This is a genomic window from Kosakonia radicincitans DSM 16656, from assembly GCF_000280495.2.
Lineage (GTDB): Bacteria > Pseudomonadota > Gammaproteobacteria > Enterobacterales > Enterobacteriaceae > Kosakonia > Kosakonia radicincitans.
In genome coordinates this window covers 4,338,203-4,361,697 of sequence record NZ_CP018016.1, presented here as the reverse complement: position 1 = coordinate 4,361,697, position 23,495 = coordinate 4,338,203, and the positions used below count along the sequence as shown (strand labels likewise).

Below are 23,495 nucleotides of genomic sequence, written 5' to 3'. Positions count from 1 at the left end.
CCGTGAAGCAGATGAAAAAAAATATCCTCAGCGTTGCCTGCTCGTTAATTCTGTTAACAGGCTGCGCAAGCGACAGGCTTCCAGAGCCTGAAAAAGTGAATATTGGAAATATTGACACCCTGGTCAGTGAAATACAGCAGATTGATAACTCGATTAAGACCAAACCGGGTGATATTGAACTGCGTACTGAACGTCAGTCAATGGTTACACAATTGGTTAATTATTATCTGTTAGCCGCTAACCAGGCTGTTGCGCGGAATGATTACCTCTCTGCGACGAAATTCTGGCGTTCAGCATTGTCATACCAGCCAGGAAATTTTAGTGCGCAACAGGGGCTAAAAAAGATCGAAGGCTCTCGTGCTCTCGATAAATTATATCAACAGGCTATTGTTCAGTATAAGACCGAGCCGGAACTGGCGCTGCAAAAAATTCAGCAGGTTCTTGAGGAAGATCCTAACTGGCCGCAGGCTGCTGAAATGCGCGATCATCTGATGCGTGAAATTGCATTGCAGAATCAACCAGAAACAAAAATGAATCGTGAGCTGCGTAAGCCGGTGAGTTTTAATTTCCAGAAACATAAGTTGATGGATATTTTCTCTTCGATTAGCAAGATCACCGGTATTAATATTATTTACGATAAAGACGTTCCGGAAACAGCCACTGCCAGCCTGATTGCTAACGATACAACGGCAGAAAACGCCCTGAATTTGCTGCTGCTCTCTAATCAGTTACGTAAAAAGATACTCAACAGCAATACCTTGCTGATTTATCCCGCGACGGCGCAAAAAGAGAAAACCTATCGCGACACCTTAGTGAAAACGGTGTTCCTGGGCTATGCCAAAGCGAAGGATCTCAATGTTGCGCTGCGTAACCTGATTAAGATCCGTGATGTTCATGTTGATGAGCGGACCAACTCGATCACGTTTCGTGGGCCGCGCGAAAGCGTAGAGAAGGCTGAACAATTGCTGATGACCCTCGATCGCCCGGAAGCGGAAGTAACGCTCGGTGTGGAAGTGTTGGAGATTAACGCCAAAGACGAAGAGATTCTTGGCATCAACTTCCCAGGACAGGTGGGCGTTGGCTTTAACGCCAGCGAAGAGAGCACCAATATTCCGCTGAATGGGTTTAACCAGGGCAATATGTTTATCAATCTTGGCGCCAGCCAGGGGATTTCCGCCAATCTGCAAAAAGTGCGTTCTCATGCGCGGGTTCTCGCCAATCCGCGAATCCGTGTGAAGAACAATAAAAAAGCGGTGATCGATATTGGCGAGCGTATTCCGGTACTGACAAGCAGTATTTCAGAGAGTTTTTCTCAGGAGCAGGTTGAGTATCAGGATGTCGGGCTGAAACTCGAAGTGACACCGGATATCAGCGTTGATAGCACCATCTCCATGGATGTGAAATTCAATCTCAGCACTATTGGCGGCGCTGAGCATTCGAAAGACGGCGTGGCTTATTACCGCACCAACAACCGTGAAGCCACGACCGTGTTGAGCAGCCAGAATGGCGAAACACAAGTGCTGGCTGGTCTGATCAAAGAGAGCGACAGCGATGAGCTGACCGGTTTGCCCGGATTATCCGATCTTCCGCTGCTGGGTAAACTTTTTGGCAGCAACGATAACAGCACAGAGCGTACGGAAGTGGTGTTGCTGATTACGCCAACCATTGAACGTAACATCGATCTGCCGGGAACCCATATCAATACCATTGAGATGGGCAGCGAAGAGTCGCAGGGAGAGAGCGGTTATCTGCCTTCCGCCCAACAAGCGAATGATAAAAAAGAGACCTTTACCCCACCGCCACTGATGCCGCCAGCGGACTTCCCGCCAGCCGGTAAACTGCCTGCGCCGACGCTGGCGAAAAGCGAGGGGGATGCGCGGTGAAGTTTCAGCGTGGCTTTACGCTGATCGAGATGATGATCTCTCTGGCGCTGCTGGCGACGCTTGCCAGTGCCGCCATTCCCATCTATCAGCGACAGGAGCAGCAGCGTAATGAAGAGGAGTTGCGCGTCGCGCTGCGTGACATTCGCAGCGCAATCGATCGTTACGGGCAGTTGGTTGAGGAGGGGATCATTGAGAAAGATGCCGATATGACCAACTGGCCTGCTTGGCTCGATCTGTTGGTTGATGGCGTGGTGAATAAAAAGTCCCCGAACAAAGAAAAAATCTATCTGTTGCGCCGGATCCCGCGCGATCCCTTTTGTGACTGCGACGGCAGGAAGAACACCGAAACCTGGCGGGTGCGCGCATCCACCCAGGCGCCGGGAGAGACGACAGGTGGTAAGGATGTCTGGGATGTCAGTTCCACCAGCAGCCAGCCAGGATTGAATGGAATACCCTATGCGCAATGGTGAAAAAGGTTTTACGCTCATCGAGTTACTGGTTGTTATGGCGATCATCGCCACCTTAATGACGCTGGTGGCACCGCGTTTTTTCGGCCAGACCGAATACGCGAAAGTCGTGGTGCTAAAACACAACCGTAATGCGCTGCGCTCGGCAATTGCGGCGTATCGTCACGATCGCCTGCTCGGCCCGGAAGAGCTGGAAGATCTGGTGAACAATGGTTATCTGTTTGAAATTCCGATGGATCCTGTTGCCAATACCCGCGATAACTGGGACGTAAAACGCGATGATGACGGCCAGATAACGGATGTCACCTCTCCCTCTCTGGAAGAAAAGAGCCCGTCAGATGATGAGGAGTAGCCAGCGGCAGGGGGGATTCACCTATCTGTGGGTGTTACTGATGCTGACAATGCTCTCGCTGGCACTGCTGAAAGAGAGCAGTTACCGGCAGGCGGTTTATCGGCAGCAGCAGGAAGAGGAGCTATTTTTCCGCGGCGTGCAGATCCGTAATGCCATTCAGCAGTATCAGAAAGCGGGGAATGGCTGTCTCCCGCTGAGTTTTGACGATCTGCTGCGCGATCCTCGCGGTAAAAAAGTGGTTTATCACCTGCGCCGCTGGTTTACCGATCCGTTGACCGGCTCGCGGCAGTGGGGGATGAGCTACGACAAGCAAGGCCGCTGGGTGGGCGTCTTCAGTAAAGGGAAAGGGCGGCCGCTTCGCACGGCGGCATTTCCGAAAGCGCTGGTGAATTTTAAAAAAGCAGACACCTATCCGAAGTGGATTTTTAAAGTGGATGATGTGGCAAACGCGCCGCTCCCGTCTGCTTGTCGCTCTGCCGACGGCACAACGCATGGCATAACGGTGAAGCAAGATGATCGGTAATACGCTGCTCTTTGCGTTATTAGGTGCGATCCTCGGCAGCTTTGCCAACGTCGTCATTTATCGCTTGCCGCGCATGATGCTGGGGGAGGCGATCAATCTGAGCTGGCCGCCTTCGTTTTGCCCGCATTGCCGGCAGCGTATCAGGATGCGTTACAACATTCCTCTGCTTGGCTGGCTCTGGTTGAAGGGGCGCAGCCAGTGCTGTCGTCAACCCATTAGCTGGCGCTATCCTGGCGTTGAATTCACCATGGCGCTGCTGTTTGCACTGCTGATCGGCTGGCAGGGCGTCAATGCGGCCAGCTTGCTCGATTTGTCGCTGCTGTTCTTGTTGGTCGTCATGTTGTTTATTGATTATGACTACCTGTTGCTGCCCGATAAATTGACGTTGCCCTTTCTGGGGCTGGCGATGTTATCGGCATGGTCGAAACAGCCTGACAGTGCAGCAATGAGCGGTATTGTTGCGGGTGCTGCGGTGGGCTTTCTCATTCCCTGGGCGCTGAATCGCCTGTTTCTGTGGCGCTGCGGACAAGCCGGGATCGGCGTTGGCGATATGAAGCTGTTTGCCGGTATCGGTGCCTGGCAGGGCTGCGAAGCGCTATTTCACATCATGCTTATCGCGTCGCTTTTAGGTCTGGTATATGGCTATTTCATTATTAAAGCCAACCGTTCGGAAGCTTTTCCCTTCGGCCCGGCGATCATTATTGCAGCCGTTGCCTGGCTGTTCCGGGCAATGCTGGCTGCGTGACAGGAATAAAAAAGCCGATCGTGCGATCGGCTTTTTTGTCATTACGCGCGGGCTTAGAAATTGTAACCCACAACCAGGTAACCACCCCAGCCGGTCGAATGTACGCTGAAGTCGCCGTTGCCGAAGTTCAGGCTGGCGTCGTCGTTCCACTGGCCGCCGTGGTGCCAGTAACGGGCAACAACAGAGTAGTGCCAGTGATCGTAACCCAGAGAGAGGATGTGGCTGGACGCGATGGAATCATTAGTACGGGTTCTGATGCCGTTGTTCGCGTTACCGCTCTCATCACCCAGATCGGAGCCCCAGTCGAAGTTGGTAAAGCCGATGTAGCTTAACTGGCCGCCCCACAGGGTGGTGATCGGTACAAAGTATTTCACTTTGAAACGGTAGCCGTCCCATTCGTTCTGGTTAGCGGCGCCGTAGTTCTGCCACTGGTATTTCGCATACACGTTCAGGGAGAGGCTCATCGGCAGGCCGGTGTCGATGTCGGTACCAAGACCCATATACCAGGTGCTCTGACGACCAGAGGCATTGCGGCCCATGTCGTAGATGTAGTTGTTCGCGAAGTACCACTCTTTGAACGGACCGAAGCTCAGATCGGCACCCGTCAGCTTATCGATGGAGAAACGCGGTTCGATTTCCATAAACAGTGGAGAACCGTGGTTCCAGATACCTTTCGCATCCGTATTACCACCGAAGAATACCGGCGCATCCGCATAACCGTAGAAGTCAAACCAGTCTTTTTTGGCGAACGCTTCGTACTCAAGGTAGGTATCGTTGCGGATCTGCGGTCCGAAACGGGTGTGATAGCTGCCCACCACGTTGACGCTCTGGTGCCACCAGTCGGAAACGTATTCAGGTTTAGCGTTATCCGCTGCGTTTGCAGTAAAAGACGCAGAAAGCGCCAGAGCAGCACCGGCTGCGAGGATTGTTTTTTTCATCTTTTCGCCACTGATTGATATCCCAGAAGGGAGTGAAAGAAAGCACGCATTGCAATTAAATGTTTCATATTTCTGTGCGCCTATTATAAGTATCAGCGCTCACAAAAATATGTGTTGTTTCACATTATTGACACATACGTAATCGATTGCGTTCACGTTTGCGTGCAATAAACGGGGCGATTGTACTGGCATTTACCAATATTGCAAATTCGTGAATGTGATGACCGAACGTGGAAAAAGAAGAAAAAGCGTTACAAAACGCAATAAAGGGCGACATCGTCGCCCGGGGAATTACTGCGCGCTGGCGGGCTGAATATCGTGGATACGGACGAAACCTAATTGCTCTGGCGTAATGCCGTTTAACTGCAACGGAATATCGACGTCGCTTGGCGCAAGCGTGCTGGCCGGTGCGTTGATGAGCTGATTCTGTACGTTAACTTCCTGGTAATTCTGCGTGGTGCCCTGAATCTGTCCCCACTCAACCGTACCGCTAAACGCCGGTAACGGATCGTTCGATTCGCCCTGAATGCGCAGCAGAACGCGGGTTCCGGCGGCATTTGGCGCGACGTTTTGCAAAGACATACGCAACATACCAATCTGGCTGTTCAGACGAGCTGGCGTGTTTGCGCCGGGCAGCAGATAGACACCACTGCCGGATTTCGCATTCAGCGCGTTCTGCTGGGTGATTTTCACCGTTTCTTTGTTCAGTTTGCTCATCTCGCTATTCAGCGTGCTGACGCTTTGATGCAACTGACGGACTTCGCTTTGCTGGGCGCAGGCACTGAGGGCAAAAAGGCTTCCCAGTAAGAGTGTTCTTAGGTAACGTCTTGTCATTATGTCTGTTTCCGTGAAAAGAAAGAGTGTTGTAATGGTAGATCGCAACGGCTGCGTTGCCATCGATCCATTATCTCAAAAACGGTCTGCCTTTGTTGTCATGCCAGTTCAGGGTAAAATAGATTTCAGTTAACTCACACGTCAGGACGCCGTATGCATTGCCCATTCTGTTTCGCCGTGGATACCAAAGTAATCGATTCTCGTCTGGTGGGAGAAGGCTCCTCTGTCCGCCGCCGCCGGCAGTGTCTGGTTTGTAATGAGCGTTTTACCACTTTTGAAGTGGCTGAGCTGGTAATGCCGCGCGTGGTGAAAAGCAATGAAGTGCGTGAACCCTTCAATGAAGACAAATTACGTAGCGGTATGCTGAAAGCGCTGGAGAAACGTCCGGTAAGCGCCGACGACGTGGAAATGGCGCTCAACCACATTAAATCGCAACTTCGCGCAACAGGCGAACGCGAAGTTCCCAGTAAAATGATCGGCAATCTGGTAATGGAGCAGTTGAAAAAGCTCGATAAAGTGGCTTACGTCCGCTTTGCCTCCGTTTACCGCAGTTTTGAAGATATTCGCGAATTTGGCGAAGAGATCGCACGCCTACAGGACTGATCATGCAGGACGAAATGTACATGGCGCGGGCGCTGAAACTGGCGCAACGCGGGCGTTTTACCACCCATCCGAACCCACGCGTCGGCTGTGTGATCGTCAACAATGGCGAGATCGTTGGCGAAGGTTTTCACTATCGCGCTGGCGAGCCGCATGCCGAAGTGCATGCGCTGCGTATGGCGGGTGAGCGCGCGCGCGGCGCAACGGCGTATGTGACGCTGGAGCCGTGCAGCCATCACGGGCGTACGCCGCCTTGCTGTGAAGCGCTGATTGCGGCTGGCGTCGCACGCGTTGTCGCGGCGATGCAGGATCCCAATCCGCAGGTGGCCGGACGTGGCCTTTATCGTTTGCAGCAGGAAGGCATTGATGTCAGCCACGGGCTGATGATGAGTGAAGCCGAAGCGCTGAACAAAGGTTTCCTCAAACGGATGCGTACCGGGTTTCCGTATGTGCAGCTTAAGCTCGGCGCATCGCTGGACGGCCGAACGGCGATGGCCAGCGGCGAAAGCCAGTGGATCACCTCCGCGCAGGCGCGCCGGGACGTGCAGCGTCTGCGGGCGCAAAGCCATGCTATTCTCACCAGCAGCGCTACCGTGCTGGCGGACGATCCCTCTCTGACGGTGCGCTGGGAAGAGCTGGATGCCGACAGCCAGGCGCTCTATCCGCAAGAAAATGTGCGCCAGCCGGTGCGCATTGTGATCGACAGCCAGAATCGGGTTACTCCAGCGCACAAACTGATCGGACTGCCGGGTGAAACCTGGTTTGCCCGCACGAAAGCGGATGAGCGCAGTTGGCCTGCGGGCGTGCGCGAGATTATCGTGCCGGAACATCACGGCCATGTCGATTTGGTGATGCTGATGATGTTGCTGGGAAAACAGCAAATTAACAGTATTTGGGTGGAAGCGGGCGCAACGCTTGCCGGTGCGTTGTTGCAGGCCGGGCTGGTGGATGAGCTGGTGGTTTATCTTGCGCCGAAGCTGTTAGGCACGGATGCGCGCGGCCTGTGCGTATTGCCGGGGCTGTCGGCGCTTGCCGATGCACCGCATTTTAAATTCAATGAGATACGGCAGGTTGGCCCGGATGTCTGCCTGCATCTTACCCACGCGTGATGCCTGCTGTAAAAGGGAAGCAGCGCGTAAAATATTATGCTAAAATCCGCCCCCCTGCGGGGTCCGAACTGAACCTGTAAAGGAAGTATATGAACATTATTGAAGCCAACGTTGCTGCTCCGGACGCTCGCGTCGCCATCACCATTGCGCGTTTCAACAACTTTATCAACGACAGCCTGCTCGAAGGCGCGATTGATGCGCTGAAACGCATCGGTCAGACGAAAGATGAAAATATCACTGTCGTGTGGGTACCAGGTGCTTACGAACTGCCGCTGGCGGCTGGCGCACTGGCGAAAACCGGCAAATACGACGCGGTGATCGCGCTCGGCACGGTGATTCGTGGCGGTACTGCGCACTTCGAATATGTTGCTGGCGGTGCAAGCAATGGCCTGGCACATGTTGCCCAGGACAGCGAAATCCCGGTCGCTTTCGGCGTGCTGACTACTGAAAGTATCGAGCAAGCTATCGAACGCGCTGGCACTAAAGCCGGTAATAAAGGTGCGGAAGCCGCACTGACCGCGCTTGAAATGATTAATGTATTGAAAGCCATCAAGGCCTGATTTTAGTAAGGGGAATTCCGTGAAACCTGCTGCTCGTCGCCGCGCCCGTGAGTGTGCCGTCCAGGCGCTCTACTCCTGGCAGTTGTCCCAGAACGACATCGCTGATGTTGAATACCAGTTCCTGGCGGAACAGGACGTAAAAGATGTCGACGTTCTGTACTTCCGTGAGCTGTTGACCGGGGTGGCGACTAATAGCGCATATCTCGATGGCTTAATGCAGCCGTACCTGTCCCGTCAGTTGGAAGAGCTGGGTCAGGTTGAGAAAGCGGTATTGCGTATCGCACTGTTCGAACTGTCTAAACGTGATGATGTGCCCTATAAAGTGGCGATCAACGAAGCTATCGAACTGGCAAAAACCTTTGGCGCTGAAGACAGCCACAAGTTTGTTAACGGCGTGCTGGATAAAGCCGCCCCTGCGATCCGCCCCCACAAAAAATGATCCGTAAGCCGGTGATAAGCGATGCTCTGCGCGCCTGTCCCGGCTTTTTCTTTTTTCTACCGAGGCATTAACGTATGGCATGCGGCGAATTTTCCCTGATTGCCCGTTACTTTGACCGTGTACGAAATTCCCGTCGCGATGTAGAAACCGGCATTGGCGACGACTGTGCTCTGCTGAACGTCGTTGAAAAACAGACGCTGGCGATCAGCGTCGATACGCTGGTGGCGGGCAACCATTTTCTGCCGGATATTGATCCTGCGGATTTGGCTTGCAAAGCACTGGCGGTGAATTTAAGCGATCTGGCTGCCGTGGGCGCGGATCCGGCGTGGATGACGCTGGCGCTTACGTTGCCGGAGGTAGATGAAAGCTGGCTGGAAAAATTCAGCGACAGCCTGTTTGAGCAGCTTAGTTACTACGATATGCAGTTGATTGGCGGCGATACCACCCGCGGCCCGCTGTCGATGACCATCGGCATTCATGGTTATGTACCGCCAGGGCGGGCAATGAAGCGCTCTGGCGCTAAACCGGGCGACTGGATTTATGTTACCGGAACGCCGGGCGACAGCGCTGCTGGCCTGGCGATTTTGCAGCAGCGTTTAGCCGTCGGCGATAAAACCGATGCGGAGTATCTGCTTAAGCGTCATTTGCGGCCAACTCCGCGCGTGTTGCATGGTCAGGCGCTGCGCAACCTGGCAAGCTCGGCAATCGATCTCTCCGACGGCCTGATCTCCGATTTGGCGCACATACTGAAAGCCAGCCAGTGCGGCGCGCGTATCGATTTGGATGCATTACCTTTCTCCGACGCGTTCAGTCGTCACGTAGAGCCTGAGCAGGCGCTGCGCTGGGCGCTTTCCGGCGGTGAAGATTATGAATTGTGTTTTACCGTGCCGGAGCTGAACCGTGGGGCGCTGGATGTCGCCATCGGTCAGCTCGGCGTGCCTTTTACCTGCATCGGGCAGATTAGCGCCGATGTGGAGGGGCTGCATTTTACCCGTGGCGGCAAGGCTGTCGCCCTTGACTGGAAAGGATACGACCATTTTGCCGAGAGCTAAAGATATAGCCAAAAGCCGACTGAACTTGCGAAACCCCTGGCATTTGCTGGCAACCGGGTTTGGTAGCGGCTTAAGCCCGATAGTGCCCGGCACCATGGGTTCGCTGGCGGCGATCCCCTTCTGGTGGGCAATGACGTTCCTGCCCTGGCAGCTCTATTCGCTGGTGGTCATGCTGGGGATTTGTCTCGGTGTGTATCTGTGCCATCAGACGGCAAAAGATATGGGCGTACACGATCACGGCAGCATTGTCTGGGATGAGTTCATCGGAATGTGGATCACGCTGATGGCGCTCCCGACCAATGACTGGCAGTGGGTCGCCGTCGGCTTTGTGCTGTTCCGTATTCTGGATATGTGGAAACCGTGGCCGATTCGCTGGTTCGATCGCAATGTCCACGGCGGTATGGGAATCATGGTCGATGATATCATTGCCGGGATCATCGCTGCCGGGCTGTTGTATCTGATTGGTCACCACTGGCCGATTGGTTTGATCTGAGGGTGATGCGCCGGATGGCGGCCGCCTTATCCGGCGTGTGGGGTCTGCTCTGACATTCGATTACGACAAGTCGGCCCGGTAAGCGCCACCGGGCATTTTACTTTCCCGGGTTACGGGTTATTTAAATCCGACCACCGGGTGCTGTTTGTACGGCGTTTCCAGCTCGGCAATCTGTTCCGGTTTCAGCGTTAAATCCACCGCGCCTAATAACTCTTCCAGTTGCTCTTCGCGGGATGTGCCAATAATCGGCGCAGCGACGCCAGGTTTACTCAGCAGCCAGGCCAGCGCCACCTGGGCGCGGGAAGCGCCAACATCTTCTGCCACGCCGGCCAGGCGTTCAGCTATCTGGCTGTCATTTTCATCGGTTTCGCTGTACAGCGTTTTGCCGAATTCGTCCGACACCAGACGCGCTGTGGTTTCTCCCCACGGGCGGGTTAAACGTCCGCGCGCCAGCGGGCTCCATGGAATAATCGCCACGCCTTCCTTGTAACACAGTGGCAGCATCTCGCGCTCTTCCTCGCGATAGATCAGATTGTAGTGATCCTGCATGGTGACAAAACGCGCCCAGCCATTTTCTTGCTGCAAGGCCAGAGCGTGAGCGAACTGGCGAGCGTGCATCGACGACGCGCCGATATAGCGCGCTTTGCCCGCTTTCACCACTTCATCAAGGGCTTCGAGCGTCTCTTCAATGGGCGTGTGGTAATCCCAGCGATGGATTTGCAGTAGATCGACATACTCCATGCCCAGCCGCCGCAGGCTATCGTCGATGGAGCGCAGGATCTGCGCGCGGGAGAGGCCTTCCGCCAGATCGCCCACCTGGTGATAGACTTTGGTGGCGACAACCACCTCGTCGCGGCGGGCGAAATCGCGTAGTGCGCGTCCGACAATCTCTTCGCTGCTGCCATCGGAATAGCTGTTGGCGGTATCAAAGAAGTTGATGCCGCCTTCCAGCGCGCGCTGAATGATAGGGCGGCTGCTCTCTTCCGGTAGCGTCCAGGCGTGCTTGCCCCGGTCAGGTTCGCCAAACGTCATGCAGCCAAGGCAAAGGCGGGAAACCTTAAGGTCTGTTTTTCCTAATGTGTTGTATTGCATGGTTCCACTCCTGCTATTAAAAACTTACGTTTAAGCATAGCAGGAGCTGCTGGGGGGATCAGTCGAGCCAGTTGCGGATGCGGGATTCGATGCCTGCGGCGTTCAGCCCCAGATCGGCGCGGGCTTCATCCTGCGTACCCTGCGGTATGAAGAAATCCGGCAGGCCGAGATTGAGCACCGGCACCGGTTTGCGGTGCGCCATCAGCACTTCGTTGACGCCGCTGCCTGCGCCGCCTGCGATAGCATTCTCTTCCAGTGTCACCAGCGAGTCATGACGCGCAGCGGTTTCCAGGATCAGCGCTTCGTCCAGCGGTTTGGCAAAACGCATGTCGATAAGCGTGGCGTTCAGGGCTTCGGCGGCTTTTTGCGCTTCCGGCAATAATGTGCCGAAGTTCAGAATCGCCAGCTTCTCGCCCTGGCGTTTCACCACGCCTTTACCGATCGGCAGTTTCTCCAGTGGCTCCAGCGGTACGCCAACGGCATTGCCGCGCGGGTAACGTACGGCGCTTGGGCCATCAGCATAGTGATAGCCGGTAAACAGCATCTGGCGGCACTCGTTTTCATCGCTTGGCGTCATGATGACCATGTCCGGGATACAGCGCAGGTAGGAGATATCAAAAGCGCCCTGGTGCGTCTGCCCGTCGGCGCCAACAATCCCGGCGCGATCGATGGCAAACAGCACCGGCAGTTTCTGGATCGCCACATCGTGGATCACCTGATCATAGGCGCGCTGCAGGAAAGTGGAGTAGATCGCCACCACCGGTTTGTAGCCGCCAATCGCCAGCCCGGCCGCGAAAGTCACGGCATGCTGCTCGGCAATCGCAACATCAAAATATTGATCCGGATATTTGCGTGAAAATTCGACCATGCCGGAACCTTCACGCATTGCTGGCGTGATCGCCATCAGCTTGTCGTCTTTGGCGGCGGTTTCGCACAGCCAGTCGCCGAAAATCTTCGAATAACTCGGCATGCCGCCGCTGCTTTTCGGCAACGTACCGCTGGTCGGATCGAATTTCGGCACCGCGTGGAAGGTGATCGGATCTTTTTCGGCCGGCTCATAGCCGCGCCCTTTTTTGGTCATAATATGCAGGAACTGCGGACCTTTCAGATCGCGCATATTGCGCAGGGTCTGCACCAGCCCCAGCACATCGTGACCGTCCACCGGGCCAATGTAGTTAAAGCCCAGCTCTTCAAACAGGGTGCCTGGCACGACCATGCCTTTGATATGTTCTTCGGTACGCTTGATCAACTCTTTGATCGGCGGTACGCCGGAAAGCACTTTTTTGCCGCCTTCGCGCAGGGTGGAGTAGAGCTTGCCGGAGAGCAACTGCGCCAGGTGATTGTTCAGCGCGCCGACGTTCTCGGAAATCGACATCTCGTTGTCGTTCAGCACCACCAGCATATCCGGGCGGATATCACCGGCGTGATTCATCGCTTCGAAGGCCATGCCTGCGGTGATCGCGCCATCGCCAATGACGCAGACGGTGCGGCGCTGTTTGCCCTCTTTGGCGGCGGCGACGGCAACGCCAATTCCCGCGCTGATAGAGGTGGAGGAGTGACCCACGCTGAGAACGTCGTATTCGCTTTCGCCGCGCCATGGGAACGGATGCAGACCGTTTTTCTGCCGGATAGTGTCGATTTTGTCACGACGCCCGGTAAGAATTTTATGCGGGTAGGCCTGATGGCCGACGTCCCAGATTAACTGATCGAACGGCGTGTTGTAGACGTAATGTAACGCGACGGTCAGTTCGACCGTGCCAAGCCCGGAGGCGAAGTGCCCGCTGGAGCGGCTTACGCTGTCAAGCAGATAGCGACGCAGTTCGTCGCACAGCTTCGGCAGACTCTCTTTCGGCAGCAGACGCAACTCTTGTGTGGTATCTACCAGCGCCAGCGTCGGGTATTTGGCTATATCAAAACTCATCAGCAACTCATCTAGTGTGTCGTTTTATTTATCACGCTGGATTATATAATTCGCCAGTGCTTCCAGTGCCGTCGTATCAAGCGACTGTGCAGCCAGCAGGCTAAGCGCCTGTCGGGCATCGTCAATCAGGTCGCGGGCTTTTGTCCGGGCTTGCTCAAGACCCAGAAGTGCGGGATAGGTACTTTTCCCCAGGTGCTGATCGGCACCCTGGCGTTTCCCAAGGGTGGCAGTATCGCCGACCACATCCAGAATGTCATCCTGAACCTGGAACGCCAGACCGATGCTCTGGGCGTAGCGATCGAGCTGAGGCAAGGCTTCCCGCCCTCTGTCGCCCGCGCTCAGCGCGCCCATTTTTACTGCCGCACGGATCAGCGCGCCGGTTTTGTGACGATGGATCTGCTCCAGCGCTTCCAGTGAGATTTGCTCGCCTTCAGCCGCCAGATCCAGCGCCTGGCCGCCGCACATGCCGGCCACGCCGCTGGAGATCGCCAGCGTTGATACCATCGCCAGCCGATCGTGTGCCGCCACTTCCGGCATCGGCGCATCGGCGAGGATCGAGAAAGCCAGCGTCTGCAATGCATCTCCCGCAAGAATGGCATTGGCTTCGCCAAATTTAATATGGCAGGTCGGCAGGCCACGGCGTAAATCGTCGTCATCCATCGCTGGCAGATCATCATGGATCAGCGAGTAAGCATGGATACACTCCACTGCGGCCGCGGGCGCATCCAGCGTTTGCAGGCTGACACCGAACATCGAACCGGTTGCGTAAACCAGAAACGGACGCAGACGTTTACCGCCCAATAGTGCGCCATACTGGATAGCGTCAACCAGAGGAGTGTTCTGAAAGGGCAGCGGAGCGATAAAACGGCGCAGCGCGTCATTGGCCCGATCGACGCAGGCCTGCAATTGTTGATTAAAATCCATCGTTATTCAGCGTCCGGTGCGAAAGGCTTTAATGACGCCTCTTCGGAATCGGAGAGCAGGATCTGCACGCGCTGCTCCGCCTGCTGTAACTTTACCTGACCCTGGCGCGCCAGTTGTACGCCACGTTCGAATTCATTGAGTGCCTCTTCGAGCGGAAGATCGCCGCTTTCAAGACGAGTGACAATCTGTTCCAGCTCGCTCAGCGCTGTTTCGAAACTGGCCGGTGCTTCGTTTTTCTTTGGCATAGTGAATGTCTGACTCTTCTATTATTCATCCTGACTCAATTTAGCTATGGTAGCGGAGTCGTGGCACTTAGCCAATTACGCTCAAGGGTAATGCATTGCGCAAGGTCTATTCGATGGTGGTATACTTCCGCGCCTGGATGCAGCCGCGGGTATGGGCTGCTGTATTATTTTCCCTTACAGGCCCAGTCGGGCTTGCCAACGAACCATTGCCGCCATGAAGTTTATCATTAAATTGTTCCCGGAAATCACCATCAAAAGCCAATCTGTGCGCTTGCGCTTTATTAAAATTCTGACCGGGAACATTCGTAACGTTCTGAAGCACTACGACGAAACCCTGGCCGTTGTGCGCCACTGGGACCATATCGAAGTCCGCGCCAAAGATGAAAACCAGCGTCTGGCTATTCGCGACGCGCTGACCCGCATTCCGGGGATCCACCATATTCTGGAAGTGGAAGATGTGCCTTTCACTTCTCTGCACGATATTTTTGAGAAAGCGCTGGTGCAGTATCGCGAGCAAATTGAAGGTAAAACCTTCTGCGTGCGCGTGAAACGCCGTGGTAAACATGAATTCAGCTCTATTGAAGTGGAACGTTACGTGGGCGGCGGGCTGAATCAGCATGTCGAATCTGCGCGCGTGAAGCTGACGCACCCGGATGTGACGGTGAATCTGGAAATCGAAGATGACCGTCTGCTGCTGGTAAAAGGCCGTTATGAAGGTATTGGCGGCTTCCCGATTGGCACCCAGGAAGATGTCTTGTCGCTGATTTCCGGCGGCTTCGACTCCGGCGTTTCCAGCTATATGCTGATGCGTCGCGGCTGCCGCGTACACTACTGCTTCTTTAATCTCGGCGGCGCAGCCCATGAAATTGGCGTTCGCCAGGTGGCGCATTATCTGTGGAACCGCTTTGGTAGTTCGCACCGCGTGCGTTTTGTGGCAATCAATTTTGAACCGGTGGTCGGCGAGATCCTCGAAAAAGTCGATGATGGCCAGATGGGCGTGGTACTGAAACGCATGATGGTGCGCGCTGCGTCGAAAGTCGCTGAGCGTTACGGCGTGCAGGCGCTGGTAACCGGTGAAGCGCTGGGACAGGTTTCCAGCCAGACGCTGACCAACCTGCGTCTGATTGATAACGTCTCCGATACGCTGATCCTGCGCCCGCTCATCTCTTACGATAAAGAGCACATTATCGATCTGGCGCGTGAAATTGGTACCGAGGATTTTGCCCGCACGATGCCGGAATATTGCGGCGTGATTTCCAAAAGCCCAACGGTGAAGGCGGTGAAAGCGAAGATCGAAGCGGAAGAAGCACACTTTGATTTCGCTATCCTCGACCAGGTTGTGGCGGAAGCCAGCAATATTGATATCCGTGAAATCGCTCAGCAAACCCAGCAAGAGGTAGTGGAAGTTGAAACGGTTAACGGTTTCGGCCCGAACGATGTGGTGCTGGATATCCGTTCGATTGACGAACAGGATGATAAGCCGCTGAAGCTGGAAGGCGTTGATGTTGTGTCGCTGCCGTTCTACAAGCTGAGCACGAAGTTTGGCGATCTGGATCAGAGCAAAACCTGGCTGCTGTGGTGCGAGCGTGGCGTGATGAGCCGCTTGCAGGCGCTCTATCTGCGCGAGCAGGGCTTCCAGAATGTGAAGGTTTATCGCCCGTAAACACAATGCCGGATGATGGCTTCGCTTTCATCCGGCCTGCAAGGGCACGAGCCTGAACCCGGTGGTGTTCCGGTGGCAAGGCCCGGTTGTAGGCCGGATAAGCGTCAACGCCACCGGCATTTTAATACCTACGCTTCGTAGTAGTTATAAATCCCCGCCGCCATCACCAGCTGTGACGCCACCTCATGGGCTTTTTCGCGCCCGACCAGCAGGTCAATAATCTTCAGGCCAAAATCAATGGCTGTGCCTGGCCCCTGGCTGGTCAATAAATTTACCCGCGGATCCCACACCACACGTTTATCCTGCCACTGCTCGGGCGGAATCGTCTCTTTCAGCCCTGGGAAACCGGTCATATTGCCAATCGGGAAGAGCTGATGCGGCACCAGCACCGTACCGGCGGCGGCACAAATGGCGGCAACAATGCGCCCGGAAAGGTGGAACTGGCGAACGGTTTCAACCAGCAGCGGGCTGTCGCGGAAGCACTCCGCGCCTTTCAGGCCGCCCGGCAACACAATCGCATCGAAATCACCATCCGCTACTTCAACCAGCGGCGCATCGGCCAGCAGTTTAACCCCGCGCGAGCAGGTGATAACCAGGTTGCCGTCGCTGGCGACGCTGGCGGTTGTGACAGCAATGCCGCCGCGGACCAGCAGATCGATCGTAGTGACCGCTTCGGTCTCTTCACTACCAGGGGCGAGGCATATCAGAGCTGATGCGCTCATACTCACTCTCCTTACGTTTAATCATTTCATACAGACGGGCATTTTCCGGCACCGCGATACCGTGCGCGCGGGCGCGTCTGAGCAGGTAGCCAGTAATATAATCGCTCTCGGTGTGCCGCAAGGCGCGCACATCCTGGAGCATCGACGAAATATTTTCCGCTGTATTTTCGATAATCTGGTTCACATAGCTCAGCAAATCATCCGCAGAGATATGATGGCCTTCACGTTCGATAACGGCAGCGACTTCGCGGGTAATTTTTGCCACCTCATCGGGAAATTCGCGCAGATCGCCATTTTTGCAGTCGTGCAGGGCGGTCAGAGGATTGATCACGCAGTTCACCGCCAGCTTGCGCCACAGAGCCGGGCGAATGGTATTGTGCCAGGCTACATCCGGCAGCGCTTCTTGCAGGGTATCTGCCAGCGCGCTGAATTCACCGTCCTGCTGCCGCGCCGGGCCAATATGCGTAGTACCGCTGGCCACATGCACAATCACGTTACCATCGCGGCGAGCAGCGTGAGTCGTGGTACCAATCAGCAGGGGATTCGGCAGCGCTTTTAACTCTTCCACGGTGCCCATACCGTTGTGAATCAGCAGTACCGGCGTCGCGGGAGAAAGCGCCGGTGCAAGGCCTTTTACCGCATCAGAAACTTGCCAGGCTTTCAGCGTCACCAGCAGCAGATCGCTAGCGGCCAAAAATTCAGGATCGTTGGCCGTCAGGGATTCATTAAAAACCGTGCCGTCTTCTTCCACGACATTCACACTGCAAAAAGGCTGAGGCACGCGTAACCAGCCCTGTACTTCATGTCCCTGTTTACACAGCGCTGTTAACCACAATTGCCCTAAAGCACCGCAACCGAGTACGGTAATTCTCATTGTTCCTCCTCACCTGCAACTGCGCCAGGTGTTACTTCAACCATTATAGTGCTGTCGGCTATGCTTCCAGTATTACAAGTTGAGTTATACCTCGTTGCGGGTATTATGCATCGCAACAAATAGAGAGGGAGAAGAAAAGATGCCATCTTTCGATATCGTTTCCGAAGTTGAAATGCGCGAAGTGCAAAACGGCGTTGAGAATGCGACCCGTGAAGTCGCAACACGCTTCGATTTTCGCAACGTTGAAGCCACATTTGATCTGAACGAAGAAAAACAGACCATTAAGGTGCTGAGCGAATCTGATTTCCAGGTTAACCAGTTGCTGGATATTTTACGTGCCAAGCTGCTGAAACGCGGCATTGAAGGGGCATCCCTGGATGTGCCGGAAGAATTCGTCCACAGCGGGAAAAACTGGTTTGTGGAAGCAAAGCTGAAGCAGGGGATCGATGCGCCGACGGCGAAGAAAATCATCAAGCTGATTAAAGACAGTAAACTGAAAGTGCAGGCGCAGATTCAGGGGGAAGAGATCCGCGTGACCGGGAAATCCCGTGACGATCTGCAAGCGGTGATGGCACTGGTGCGCGGCGGCAATCTGGGCCAGCCGTTCCAGTTCAAAAACTTCCGCGATTAATCGCTTTTCCCCTCCCGTCAGGGGAGGGGAAAATGGCCTGCTTAACCTGCGACGGCCTGTTCGACTTCAAAGCGGTTTGTCACTTTGCTGTCGATCTTCACGTAAGCGCTACGCTCTTCTGCTACGACCAATACTTCACTGACGCCCGCCGTGGCGCGCAGACGCTGCTGTAGCGCGTCATCAATAGCCACATCATCAGGAATGGCGATGCGCAGGCTGCTGACATAGGGCGGTTCCTGCATGCTGCTGGCAACCAGCAGCCAGACCACGGCCAGCAATGCGCCAACCAGGAACACCATTTGCGAGTCAAATAAACCATCCACCCAGCCGCCGACCGCGCCGCCAATAGCGACACCGAGAAACTGGCTGGTGGAGTAAATGCCCATTGCCGTCCCTTTATAACCGGCTGGCGCTTCTTTACTGATTAGCGACGGCAGCAGCGCTTCCATCAGGTTAAAGGCGAGGAAGAAGATCTGTACGCCAATCACAATTTCCCAGAAGTAAGCGCCAGCGCCCCACAGCACGATTTCGGCAATCAGCAGTAGCGCAACGCAGAGCACAAAAACACGCTTCATCCGGCGTTTCACTTCGGCGTAGATAATAAACGGCACCACCGAAGCAAAAGAGATAAGCATGGTGACGAGATAGATTTTCCAGTGCTCTGAAGCCGGAAAACCGGCCGATTCAAGCTGACCGGGCAGCGCCACAAACGTCGACATCAGCAGGATATGCAGGCACATAATGCCAAAGTTCAGCTTCAGCAGCTTTGGATTGACGATCACCATGCTAAAGCAATCTTTGACCATTCCCGATTCGCGGTTGCGCACGTGGTGTTTGCTGTCCGGCACTACCCACAGCGTCAGGATGATGCCGATAGTCGCCAGTACGGCAATCATCCAGAACAGCGCATGCAGGCCTAAGAGATGTGTAATGACCGGCCCTAAAACCATGGCTATGGCGAACGTGACGCCGAAGCTGACGCCGATAAATGCCATCGCTTTGGTGCGATTTTGTTCGCGAGTGAGATCCGACAGCAGCGCCATCACGGCGGCGGCAATCGCCCCGGAGCCTTGCAGCGCGCGACCAAGAATAATGCCCCAGATAGAATCGGTGAGCGCGGCAATCACGCTGCCCAGCACGAAGATCGCCAGCCCGCCGACAATCAGCGGCTTGCGGCCGATGCGATCCGAAAGCAGTCCAAAGGGGATCTGAAATACCGCCTGGGCCAGGCCGTAGATGCCGATCGCCAGCCCAATCAGGGCTTCCGATGCGCCCTGCAACGCCATACCGTATGTGGTCAGAACGGGCAGGACCATAAACATGCCGAGCATGCGCAGTGAAAATACAGTCCCTAAACCCCAGGTGGCGCGCAACTCGCCTGGCGTCATTTTATAATCGTTCATTACCACCTCAATTTAAAAACCGGACATAGTGTAGTGCGGAGGCAGGGTAGGGTAAACATGCGGTTATTTAACAAATATTACATAACCTTGGATTTCATCCTGTTATTGGCTTCACCGTAACAGGGCCAGCAAAGGGCTTACTCCAGACGAAAAAAAACCGGGTTTCCCCGGTTTTTCCAGTATGGTGCAGCAAACTTACCAGACGTATGTCAGCAGGCTGTGTGAATCCGGCACCATAAAGTCCACGGACATCATTACGGAAAGGGAAGTGATGGCAACAATGGAGAACACAAACAGTTTGCGCGCCCACACTTTGTCATCTTCCACTTTGTAACCGCGCAGCGCCATGCCCAGCCACCAGAGGCTTACCGCGGCGGCAACGACCAGGTATTTGTACCCGGCATAACCGCCCAGCGACAGCATCAGTGTGGCAATGGCAAACGCCAGGATGTACAGCGTGATATGGTTTTTGGCCACGGAAATGCCTTTCACCACCGGCAGTACCGGAATGTTCGCTGCCTGATAATCCTTAAAGCGGAAAATCGCGATGGCATAGGAGTGAGGCATTTGCCACAGGCTGAAAATCGCCAGCAGAATTGCCGCACCGCTATCGAACTCGTTGGTGACCGCGCAATAGCCAATCACCGGCGGCGCAGCGCCGGAGAGAGAGCCAATCAGCGTGCCGTAAACGGAGTGGCGTTTCATGTACAGGCTGTAAACGCCGACATAAACCACGAACCCCATTACCCCCAGCCAGCAGGCCAGCGGGTTGGCGCCAAACCACAGCAGCATAAAGCCAGCAATACCCAACAAGGAGGCGTACACCAGCGAGACTTTTGGCGAGATCAGCCCTCTGACCAGCACCCGGTTTTTCGTTCGTTCCATCTTTTTATCGATGTCACGATCGATGTAGTTGTTAAATACACAACCAGAGGCGACCACCAACGACACGCCAATCAGCGTGTAGAGGAACAGGGGATAGTCGATGTGGCCTTTGGAAGCCAGCAGGAACCCCCCAATCACGGAGATCAGATTGCCAAAAATAATGCCCGGTTTCGTAACTTGCAGGTATTGCTTAAACATACTCGCCGCTCTTAGTGAACCATCATGTTGTAGTTGAGGTTCCACATAATCCAGATGGAACCGACTACCAGGATAGCGATGATAATCACGGTAAAGATAAAGGCGGTAAGGTTCCAGCCTTCATCAGACTTGGTGTTCATGTGCAGGAAGCAAACCAGATGCACCAGAATCTGAACTACGGCGGTAACCAGGACAACGCCCAGAATTACCGGCTTAGAAGCAGAACCGTTCATCACCATCCAGAACGGGATCACCGTCAGGATGATCGACAGGATGAAACCTGTCATGTAGGTTTTTACGCTGCCGTGGGAAGCGCCATGATCGTTAGAATGACTCATTACATCGCCCCCATCAGATAAACAACAGAGAACACGCAGATCCATACCACGTCCAGGAAGTGCCAGAACAGGCTCAGGCACATGATACGGGTACGGTTAGTGCTGGTCAGACCGCGACGGGAAACCTGGAACATCAGAACCGCCATCCAGATCAGACCCGAGGTCACGTGCAGACCGTGGGTGCCTACCAGCGCGAAGAACGCTGAAAGGAAGCCGCTGCGATCCGGACCCATGCCTTCGGCAATCAGGTGGTGGAACTCATAGAGTTCCATCCCGATAAAGCCCGCGCCAAACAACCAGGTCAACGCCAGCCATGAAACAACCTGGCTTTTGTTGTTTTTGTACATGGCGATAGCCGCCATGCCGTAGGTGATGGAGCTGAACAACAGCAGCGCGGTTTCAACCAGTACGAACGGCAGCTCGAAAATGTCCTTACCGGTCGGGCCGCCCGCTGTGCCGTTCACCAGAACGGCATAGGTAGCGAACAGACAGCAGAACAGAATGCAGTCGCTCATCAGGTAGATCCAGAAACCGAAGACTTTATTCGGCCCTGCATCGTGGTGCCCGTGTTCGTGCGCGTGGGCGTGCGCGTTGGTCAGAGTATCAGTTGCCATTTTTCAGCCCTGCTTTAGTGATCTCATCGAAATGCTGGTTTTCCAGTTTCTCGATTTCTGCAACCGGTACGTAGTAATCCACGTCCTCGTCGAAGCTCTTCACAATCCAGCTGATGATGATGCCAGCGAAACCAACGATAGCCATCCACCAGATATGCCAGATCATGGCGAAACCAAACACGGTTGCAAACGCGGCGATAACAATGCCGGCACCGCTGTTTTTCGGCATATGAATTTCTTCATACTGCGCAGGTTTTTTGTACGCTTCGCCTTTCTCTTTCATTTCCCAGAACGCGTCACGTTCGTGAACGTGCGGGACATGAGCAAAGTTGTAGAACGGCGGAGGAGAGGAGGTTGCCCACTCCAGCGTACGGCCACCCCACGGGTCACCGGTCAGGTCACGGTTCTGATCGCGGTCGCGAATAGAAACGTAGATCTGAATCAGCAGACACAGGATACCGATAGCAATCAGCGCCGCACCGCAGGCTGCGACAATCAGCATGGTGTGGAACTGCGGATCAATCTGCTGGCTCAGGCGACGGGTCATACCCATAAAGCCCAGCACGTACAGCGGCATAAATGCAACGAAGAAGCCGATGATCCAGAACCAGAAAGCGCGTTTACCCCAGGTTTCGTTCAGGGTGTAACCGAAGGCTTTCGGCCACCAGTAAGTCAGACCTGCGAAGCAACCGAAGACCACGCCGCCGATGATAACGTTATGGAAGTGCGCAATCAGGAACAGGCTGTTGTGCAGTACGAAGTCTGCGCCCGGAACCGCCAGCAGCACGCCGGTCATCCCACCTACGGAGAAGGTCACGATAAAGCCGATGGTCCACAGCATAGAGGAGTGGAACACAATGCGGCCCTGATACATGGTGAACAGCCAGTTGAAGATCTTCACCCCGGTCGGGATGGCGATAATCATCGTGGTGATACCAAAGAAGGCGTTTACGTTCGCGCCAGCACCCATGGTGAAGAAGTGGTGCAGCCAAACGATGAACGACAGTACGGTAATACATACGGTCGCCCATACCAGCGAGGTGTAACCAAACAGGCGTTTACGCGAGAAGGTGGCGGTGATTTCGGAGAACACCCCGAAGACCGGCAGCACCAGAATGTACACTTCCGGGTGACCCCAGGCCCAAATCAGGTTGATGTACATCATCATGTTGCCACCCATATCGTTGGTAAAGAAATGGGTGCCCAGATAACGATCCAGGGTCAGCAGCGCAATGGTGACAGTCAGAATTGGGAACGAAGCGATAATCAGCACGTTGGCGCACAAAGATGCCCAGGTAAATACCGGCATTTTGAACATCGTCATGCCCGGCGCACGCATCTTCAGAATGGTCACGAAGAAGTTGATACCGGTCAGCGTCGTACCGATACCCGAAAGCTGGAGACTCCAGATCCAGTAATCGACCCCGACGCCAGGGCTGTATTCAATTCCCGAAAGCGGCGGATAAGCCAGCCAACCGGTCTGCGCGAACTCACCGACGCCCAGAGAGAGGTTAACCAGAATCACGCCCACAACCGTGAACCAGAAGCTCAGGTTGTTCAGGAACGGGAACGCAACGTCGCGCGCACCGATCTGCAACGGAACCACCAGGTTCATCAGACCGATAACGAATGGCATTGCCACGAAGAAGATCATGATCACGCCGTGAGCGGTGAAGATCTGATCGTAGTGGTGAGGCGGCAGGAAGCCCGCTTCACCCGCAGAGGCCAGCGCCTGCTGGCTACGCATCATGACAGCATCTGCGAAGCCACGCAGCAGCATCACAACGGCCACGAGGACGTACATGATACCAAGGCGTTTGTGGTCAACAGAGGTCAACCATTCTTTCCACAGCCAGGACCATTTACCGAAGTAAGAGATCAGGCCAACTACCGCCAGACCGCCGACGATAATCGCAGCAACCGTGACCATGATAATGGGTTCATGATACGGCACTGCATCCAGTGTAAGTTTTCCGAACATCGTTTTCTT

At 54.7% G+C, this 23,495-nt stretch carries 26 protein-coding genes; 13 read left to right on the top strand and 13 right to left on the bottom strand.

Annotation, left to right across the window (positions count from 1 at the left end; translation table 11 throughout):
• Positions 1-11 precede the first annotated feature (11 nt).
• The 5 genes from Y71_RS20990 to Y71_RS20970 are packed head-to-tail and all read left to right on the top strand — an operon-like array spanning position 12 to position 3,970.
• A complete protein-coding gene (locus Y71_RS20990; protein WP_107146470.1) occupies positions 12-1,883 on the top strand; it encodes a secretin GspD/PilQ domain-containing protein in 1,872 nt (623 codons plus the stop codon).
• Positions 1,880-2,353, top strand: coding sequence for a type II secretion system protein (locus Y71_RS30950; RefSeq protein ID WP_007373504.1), 474 nt, complete (start codon positions 1,880-1,882; stop codon positions 2,351-2,353). The genes Y71_RS20990 and Y71_RS30950 overlap by 4 nt, the downstream gene beginning before the upstream one ends.
• On the top strand, positions 2,340-2,702 hold the full coding sequence (locus Y71_RS30805; RefSeq protein WP_007373505.1) for a type II secretion system protein: 363 nt from the start codon (positions 2,340-2,342) through the stop codon (positions 2,700-2,702). The genes Y71_RS30950 and Y71_RS30805 overlap by 14 nt, the downstream gene beginning before the upstream one ends.
• A complete protein-coding gene (locus Y71_RS20975) occupies positions 2,689-3,225 on the top strand; it encodes a type II secretion system protein (protein WP_007373506.1) in 537 nt (178 codons plus the stop codon). The genes Y71_RS30805 and Y71_RS20975 overlap by 14 nt, the downstream gene beginning before the upstream one ends.
• Positions 3,215-3,970 carry a prepilin peptidase gene (locus Y71_RS20970; RefSeq protein WP_007373507.1) on the top strand — a complete coding sequence of 252 codons (756 nt, stop codon included), beginning with the start codon at positions 3,215-3,217 and terminating at the stop codon, positions 3,968-3,970. The genes Y71_RS20975 and Y71_RS20970 overlap by 11 nt, the downstream gene beginning before the upstream one ends.
• A gap of 53 nt (positions 3,971-4,023) precedes the next feature.
• Here Y71_RS20970 and Y71_RS20965 read toward each other — a convergent pair whose 3' ends face one another.
• Both Y71_RS20965 and Y71_RS20960 read right to left on the bottom strand, forming a co-directional pair.
• Entirely contained in the window at positions 4,024-4,908 is an 885-nt protein-coding gene (locus Y71_RS20965; RefSeq protein WP_007373508.1) for a nucleoside-specific channel-forming protein Tsx, read from the bottom strand.
• 291 nt (positions 4,909-5,199) lie between these two features.
• Positions 5,200-5,742: a SadB/YajI family lipoprotein gene (locus tag Y71_RS20960; protein WP_007373509.1), complete on the bottom strand. Its 543-nt coding sequence runs from the start codon at positions 5,740-5,742 to the stop codon at positions 5,200-5,202.
• A gap of 153 nt (positions 5,743-5,895) precedes the next feature.
• Between Y71_RS20960 and nrdR the strand changes: the two genes are divergently transcribed.
• The 6 genes from nrdR (at position 5,896) to pgpA (ending at position 9,995) form a co-directional block, all read left to right on the top strand.
• Positions 5,896-6,345 (top strand): transcriptional regulator NrdR, encoded by a 450-nt coding sequence (nrdR, locus tag Y71_RS20955; protein WP_007373510.1) that lies wholly within the window; start codon positions 5,896-5,898, stop codon positions 6,343-6,345.
• Positions 6,346-6,347: 2 nt separating this feature from the next.
• On the top strand, positions 6,348-7,451 hold the full coding sequence (gene ribD / locus Y71_RS20950; protein ID WP_007373511.1) for a bifunctional diaminohydroxyphosphoribosylaminopyrimidine deaminase/5-amino-6-(5-phosphoribosylamino)uracil reductase RibD: 1,104 nt from the start codon (positions 6,348-6,350) through the stop codon (positions 7,449-7,451).
• 89 nt (positions 7,452-7,540) lie between these two features.
• A complete protein-coding gene (ribH, locus tag Y71_RS20945) occupies positions 7,541-8,011 on the top strand; it encodes a 6,7-dimethyl-8-ribityllumazine synthase (RefSeq protein ID WP_007373512.1) in 471 nt (156 codons plus the stop codon).
• A 19-nt stretch (positions 8,012-8,030) separates the two neighbouring features.
• The gene (gene nusB / locus Y71_RS20940; RefSeq protein WP_007373513.1) at positions 8,031-8,450 is read left to right on the top strand and encodes a transcription antitermination factor NusB; all 420 of its coding nucleotides are present in this window, start codon (positions 8,031-8,033) and stop codon (positions 8,448-8,450) included.
• A 74-nt stretch (positions 8,451-8,524) separates the two neighbouring features.
• Positions 8,525-9,502: a thiamine-phosphate kinase gene (gene thiL / locus Y71_RS20935; protein ID WP_007373514.1), complete on the top strand. Its 978-nt coding sequence runs from the start codon at positions 8,525-8,527 to the stop codon at positions 9,500-9,502.
• Complete coding sequence (gene pgpA / locus Y71_RS20930; RefSeq protein ID WP_090397451.1) at positions 9,465-9,995, top strand: phosphatidylglycerophosphatase A; 531 nt, start codon at positions 9,465-9,467, stop codon at positions 9,993-9,995. The genes thiL and pgpA overlap by 38 nt, the downstream gene beginning before the upstream one ends.
• 117 nt (positions 9,996-10,112) lie before the next feature.
• Here the strand turns inward: pgpA and Y71_RS20925 are convergent, their stop codons facing one another.
• The 4 genes from Y71_RS20925 to xseB are packed head-to-tail and all read right to left on the bottom strand — an operon-like array spanning position 10,113 to position 14,177.
• On the bottom strand, positions 10,113-11,087 hold the full coding sequence (locus Y71_RS20925) for an aldo/keto reductase (RefSeq protein WP_007373516.1): 975 nt from the start codon (positions 11,085-11,087) through the stop codon (positions 10,113-10,115).
• A 58-nt stretch (positions 11,088-11,145) separates the two neighbouring features.
• Complete coding sequence (dxs, locus tag Y71_RS20920; protein ID WP_007373517.1) at positions 11,146-13,008, bottom strand: 1-deoxy-D-xylulose-5-phosphate synthase; 1,863 nt, start codon at positions 13,006-13,008, stop codon at positions 11,146-11,148.
• A gap of 24 nt (positions 13,009-13,032) precedes the next feature.
• The gene (gene ispA, locus Y71_RS20915; RefSeq protein ID WP_007373518.1) at positions 13,033-13,932 is read right to left on the bottom strand and encodes a (2E,6E)-farnesyl diphosphate synthase; all 900 of its coding nucleotides are present in this window, start codon (positions 13,930-13,932) and stop codon (positions 13,033-13,035) included.
• A 2-nt stretch (positions 13,933-13,934) separates the two neighbouring features.
• Complete coding sequence (gene xseB / locus Y71_RS20910; protein ID WP_007373519.1) at positions 13,935-14,177, bottom strand: exodeoxyribonuclease VII small subunit; 243 nt, start codon at positions 14,175-14,177, stop codon at positions 13,935-13,937.
• Positions 14,178-14,391: 214 nt separating this feature from the next.
• Between xseB and thiI the strand changes: the two genes are divergently transcribed.
• Entirely contained in the window at positions 14,392-15,840 is a 1,449-nt protein-coding gene (gene thiI, locus Y71_RS20905) for a tRNA uracil 4-sulfurtransferase ThiI (protein ID WP_007373520.1), read from the top strand.
• Positions 15,841-15,968: 128 nt separating this feature from the next.
• Here the strand turns inward: thiI and yajL are convergent, their stop codons facing one another.
• Entirely contained in the window at positions 15,969-16,562 is a 594-nt protein-coding gene (gene yajL, locus Y71_RS20900; protein ID WP_007373521.1) for a protein deglycase YajL, read from the bottom strand.
• Entirely contained in the window at positions 16,525-17,436 is a 912-nt protein-coding gene (gene panE / locus Y71_RS20895; RefSeq protein WP_007373522.1) for a 2-dehydropantoate 2-reductase, read from the bottom strand. The genes yajL and panE overlap by 38 nt, the downstream gene beginning before the upstream one ends.
• Positions 17,437-17,575: 139 nt before the next feature.
• On the opposite strand from panE, the gene Y71_RS20890 reads away from it, so the two are divergent.
• Positions 17,576-18,067, top strand: a complete 492-nt coding sequence (locus Y71_RS20890; RefSeq protein WP_072438179.1) for a YajQ family cyclic di-GMP-binding protein — start codon at positions 17,576-17,578, stop codon at positions 18,065-18,067.
• 41 nt (positions 18,068-18,108) lie between these two features.
• On the opposite strand, the gene Y71_RS20885 is transcribed toward Y71_RS20890, so the two are convergent.
• The 5 genes from Y71_RS20885 to cyoB all read right to left on the bottom strand — a co-directional run bounded on the left by Y71_RS20885 (position 18,109) and on the right by cyoB (position 23,486).
• On the bottom strand, positions 18,109-19,470 hold the full coding sequence (locus Y71_RS20885) for an MFS transporter (protein ID WP_007373525.1): 1,362 nt from the start codon (positions 19,468-19,470) through the stop codon (positions 18,109-18,111).
• A gap of 195 nt (positions 19,471-19,665) precedes the next feature.
• Positions 19,666-20,553 carry a heme o synthase gene (cyoE, locus tag Y71_RS20880; RefSeq protein WP_007373526.1) on the bottom strand — a complete coding sequence of 296 codons (888 nt, stop codon included), beginning with the start codon at positions 20,551-20,553 and terminating at the stop codon, positions 19,666-19,668.
• A gap of 11 nt (positions 20,554-20,564) precedes the next feature.
• Entirely contained in the window at positions 20,565-20,891 is a 327-nt protein-coding gene (locus tag Y71_RS20875; RefSeq protein WP_007373527.1) for a cytochrome o ubiquinol oxidase subunit IV, read from the bottom strand.
• Positions 20,891-21,505 (bottom strand): cytochrome o ubiquinol oxidase subunit III, encoded by a 615-nt coding sequence (locus Y71_RS20870; protein WP_007373528.1) that lies wholly within the window; start codon positions 21,503-21,505, stop codon positions 20,891-20,893. The genes Y71_RS20875 and Y71_RS20870 overlap by 1 nt, the downstream gene beginning before the upstream one ends.
• Positions 21,495-23,486 (bottom strand): cytochrome o ubiquinol oxidase subunit I, encoded by a 1,992-nt coding sequence (gene cyoB / locus Y71_RS20865; protein ID WP_007373529.1) that lies wholly within the window; start codon positions 23,484-23,486, stop codon positions 21,495-21,497. Before cyoB ends, Y71_RS20870 begins: the two co-directional genes overlap by 11 nt.
• Positions 23,487-23,495: the final 9 nt, after the last annotated feature.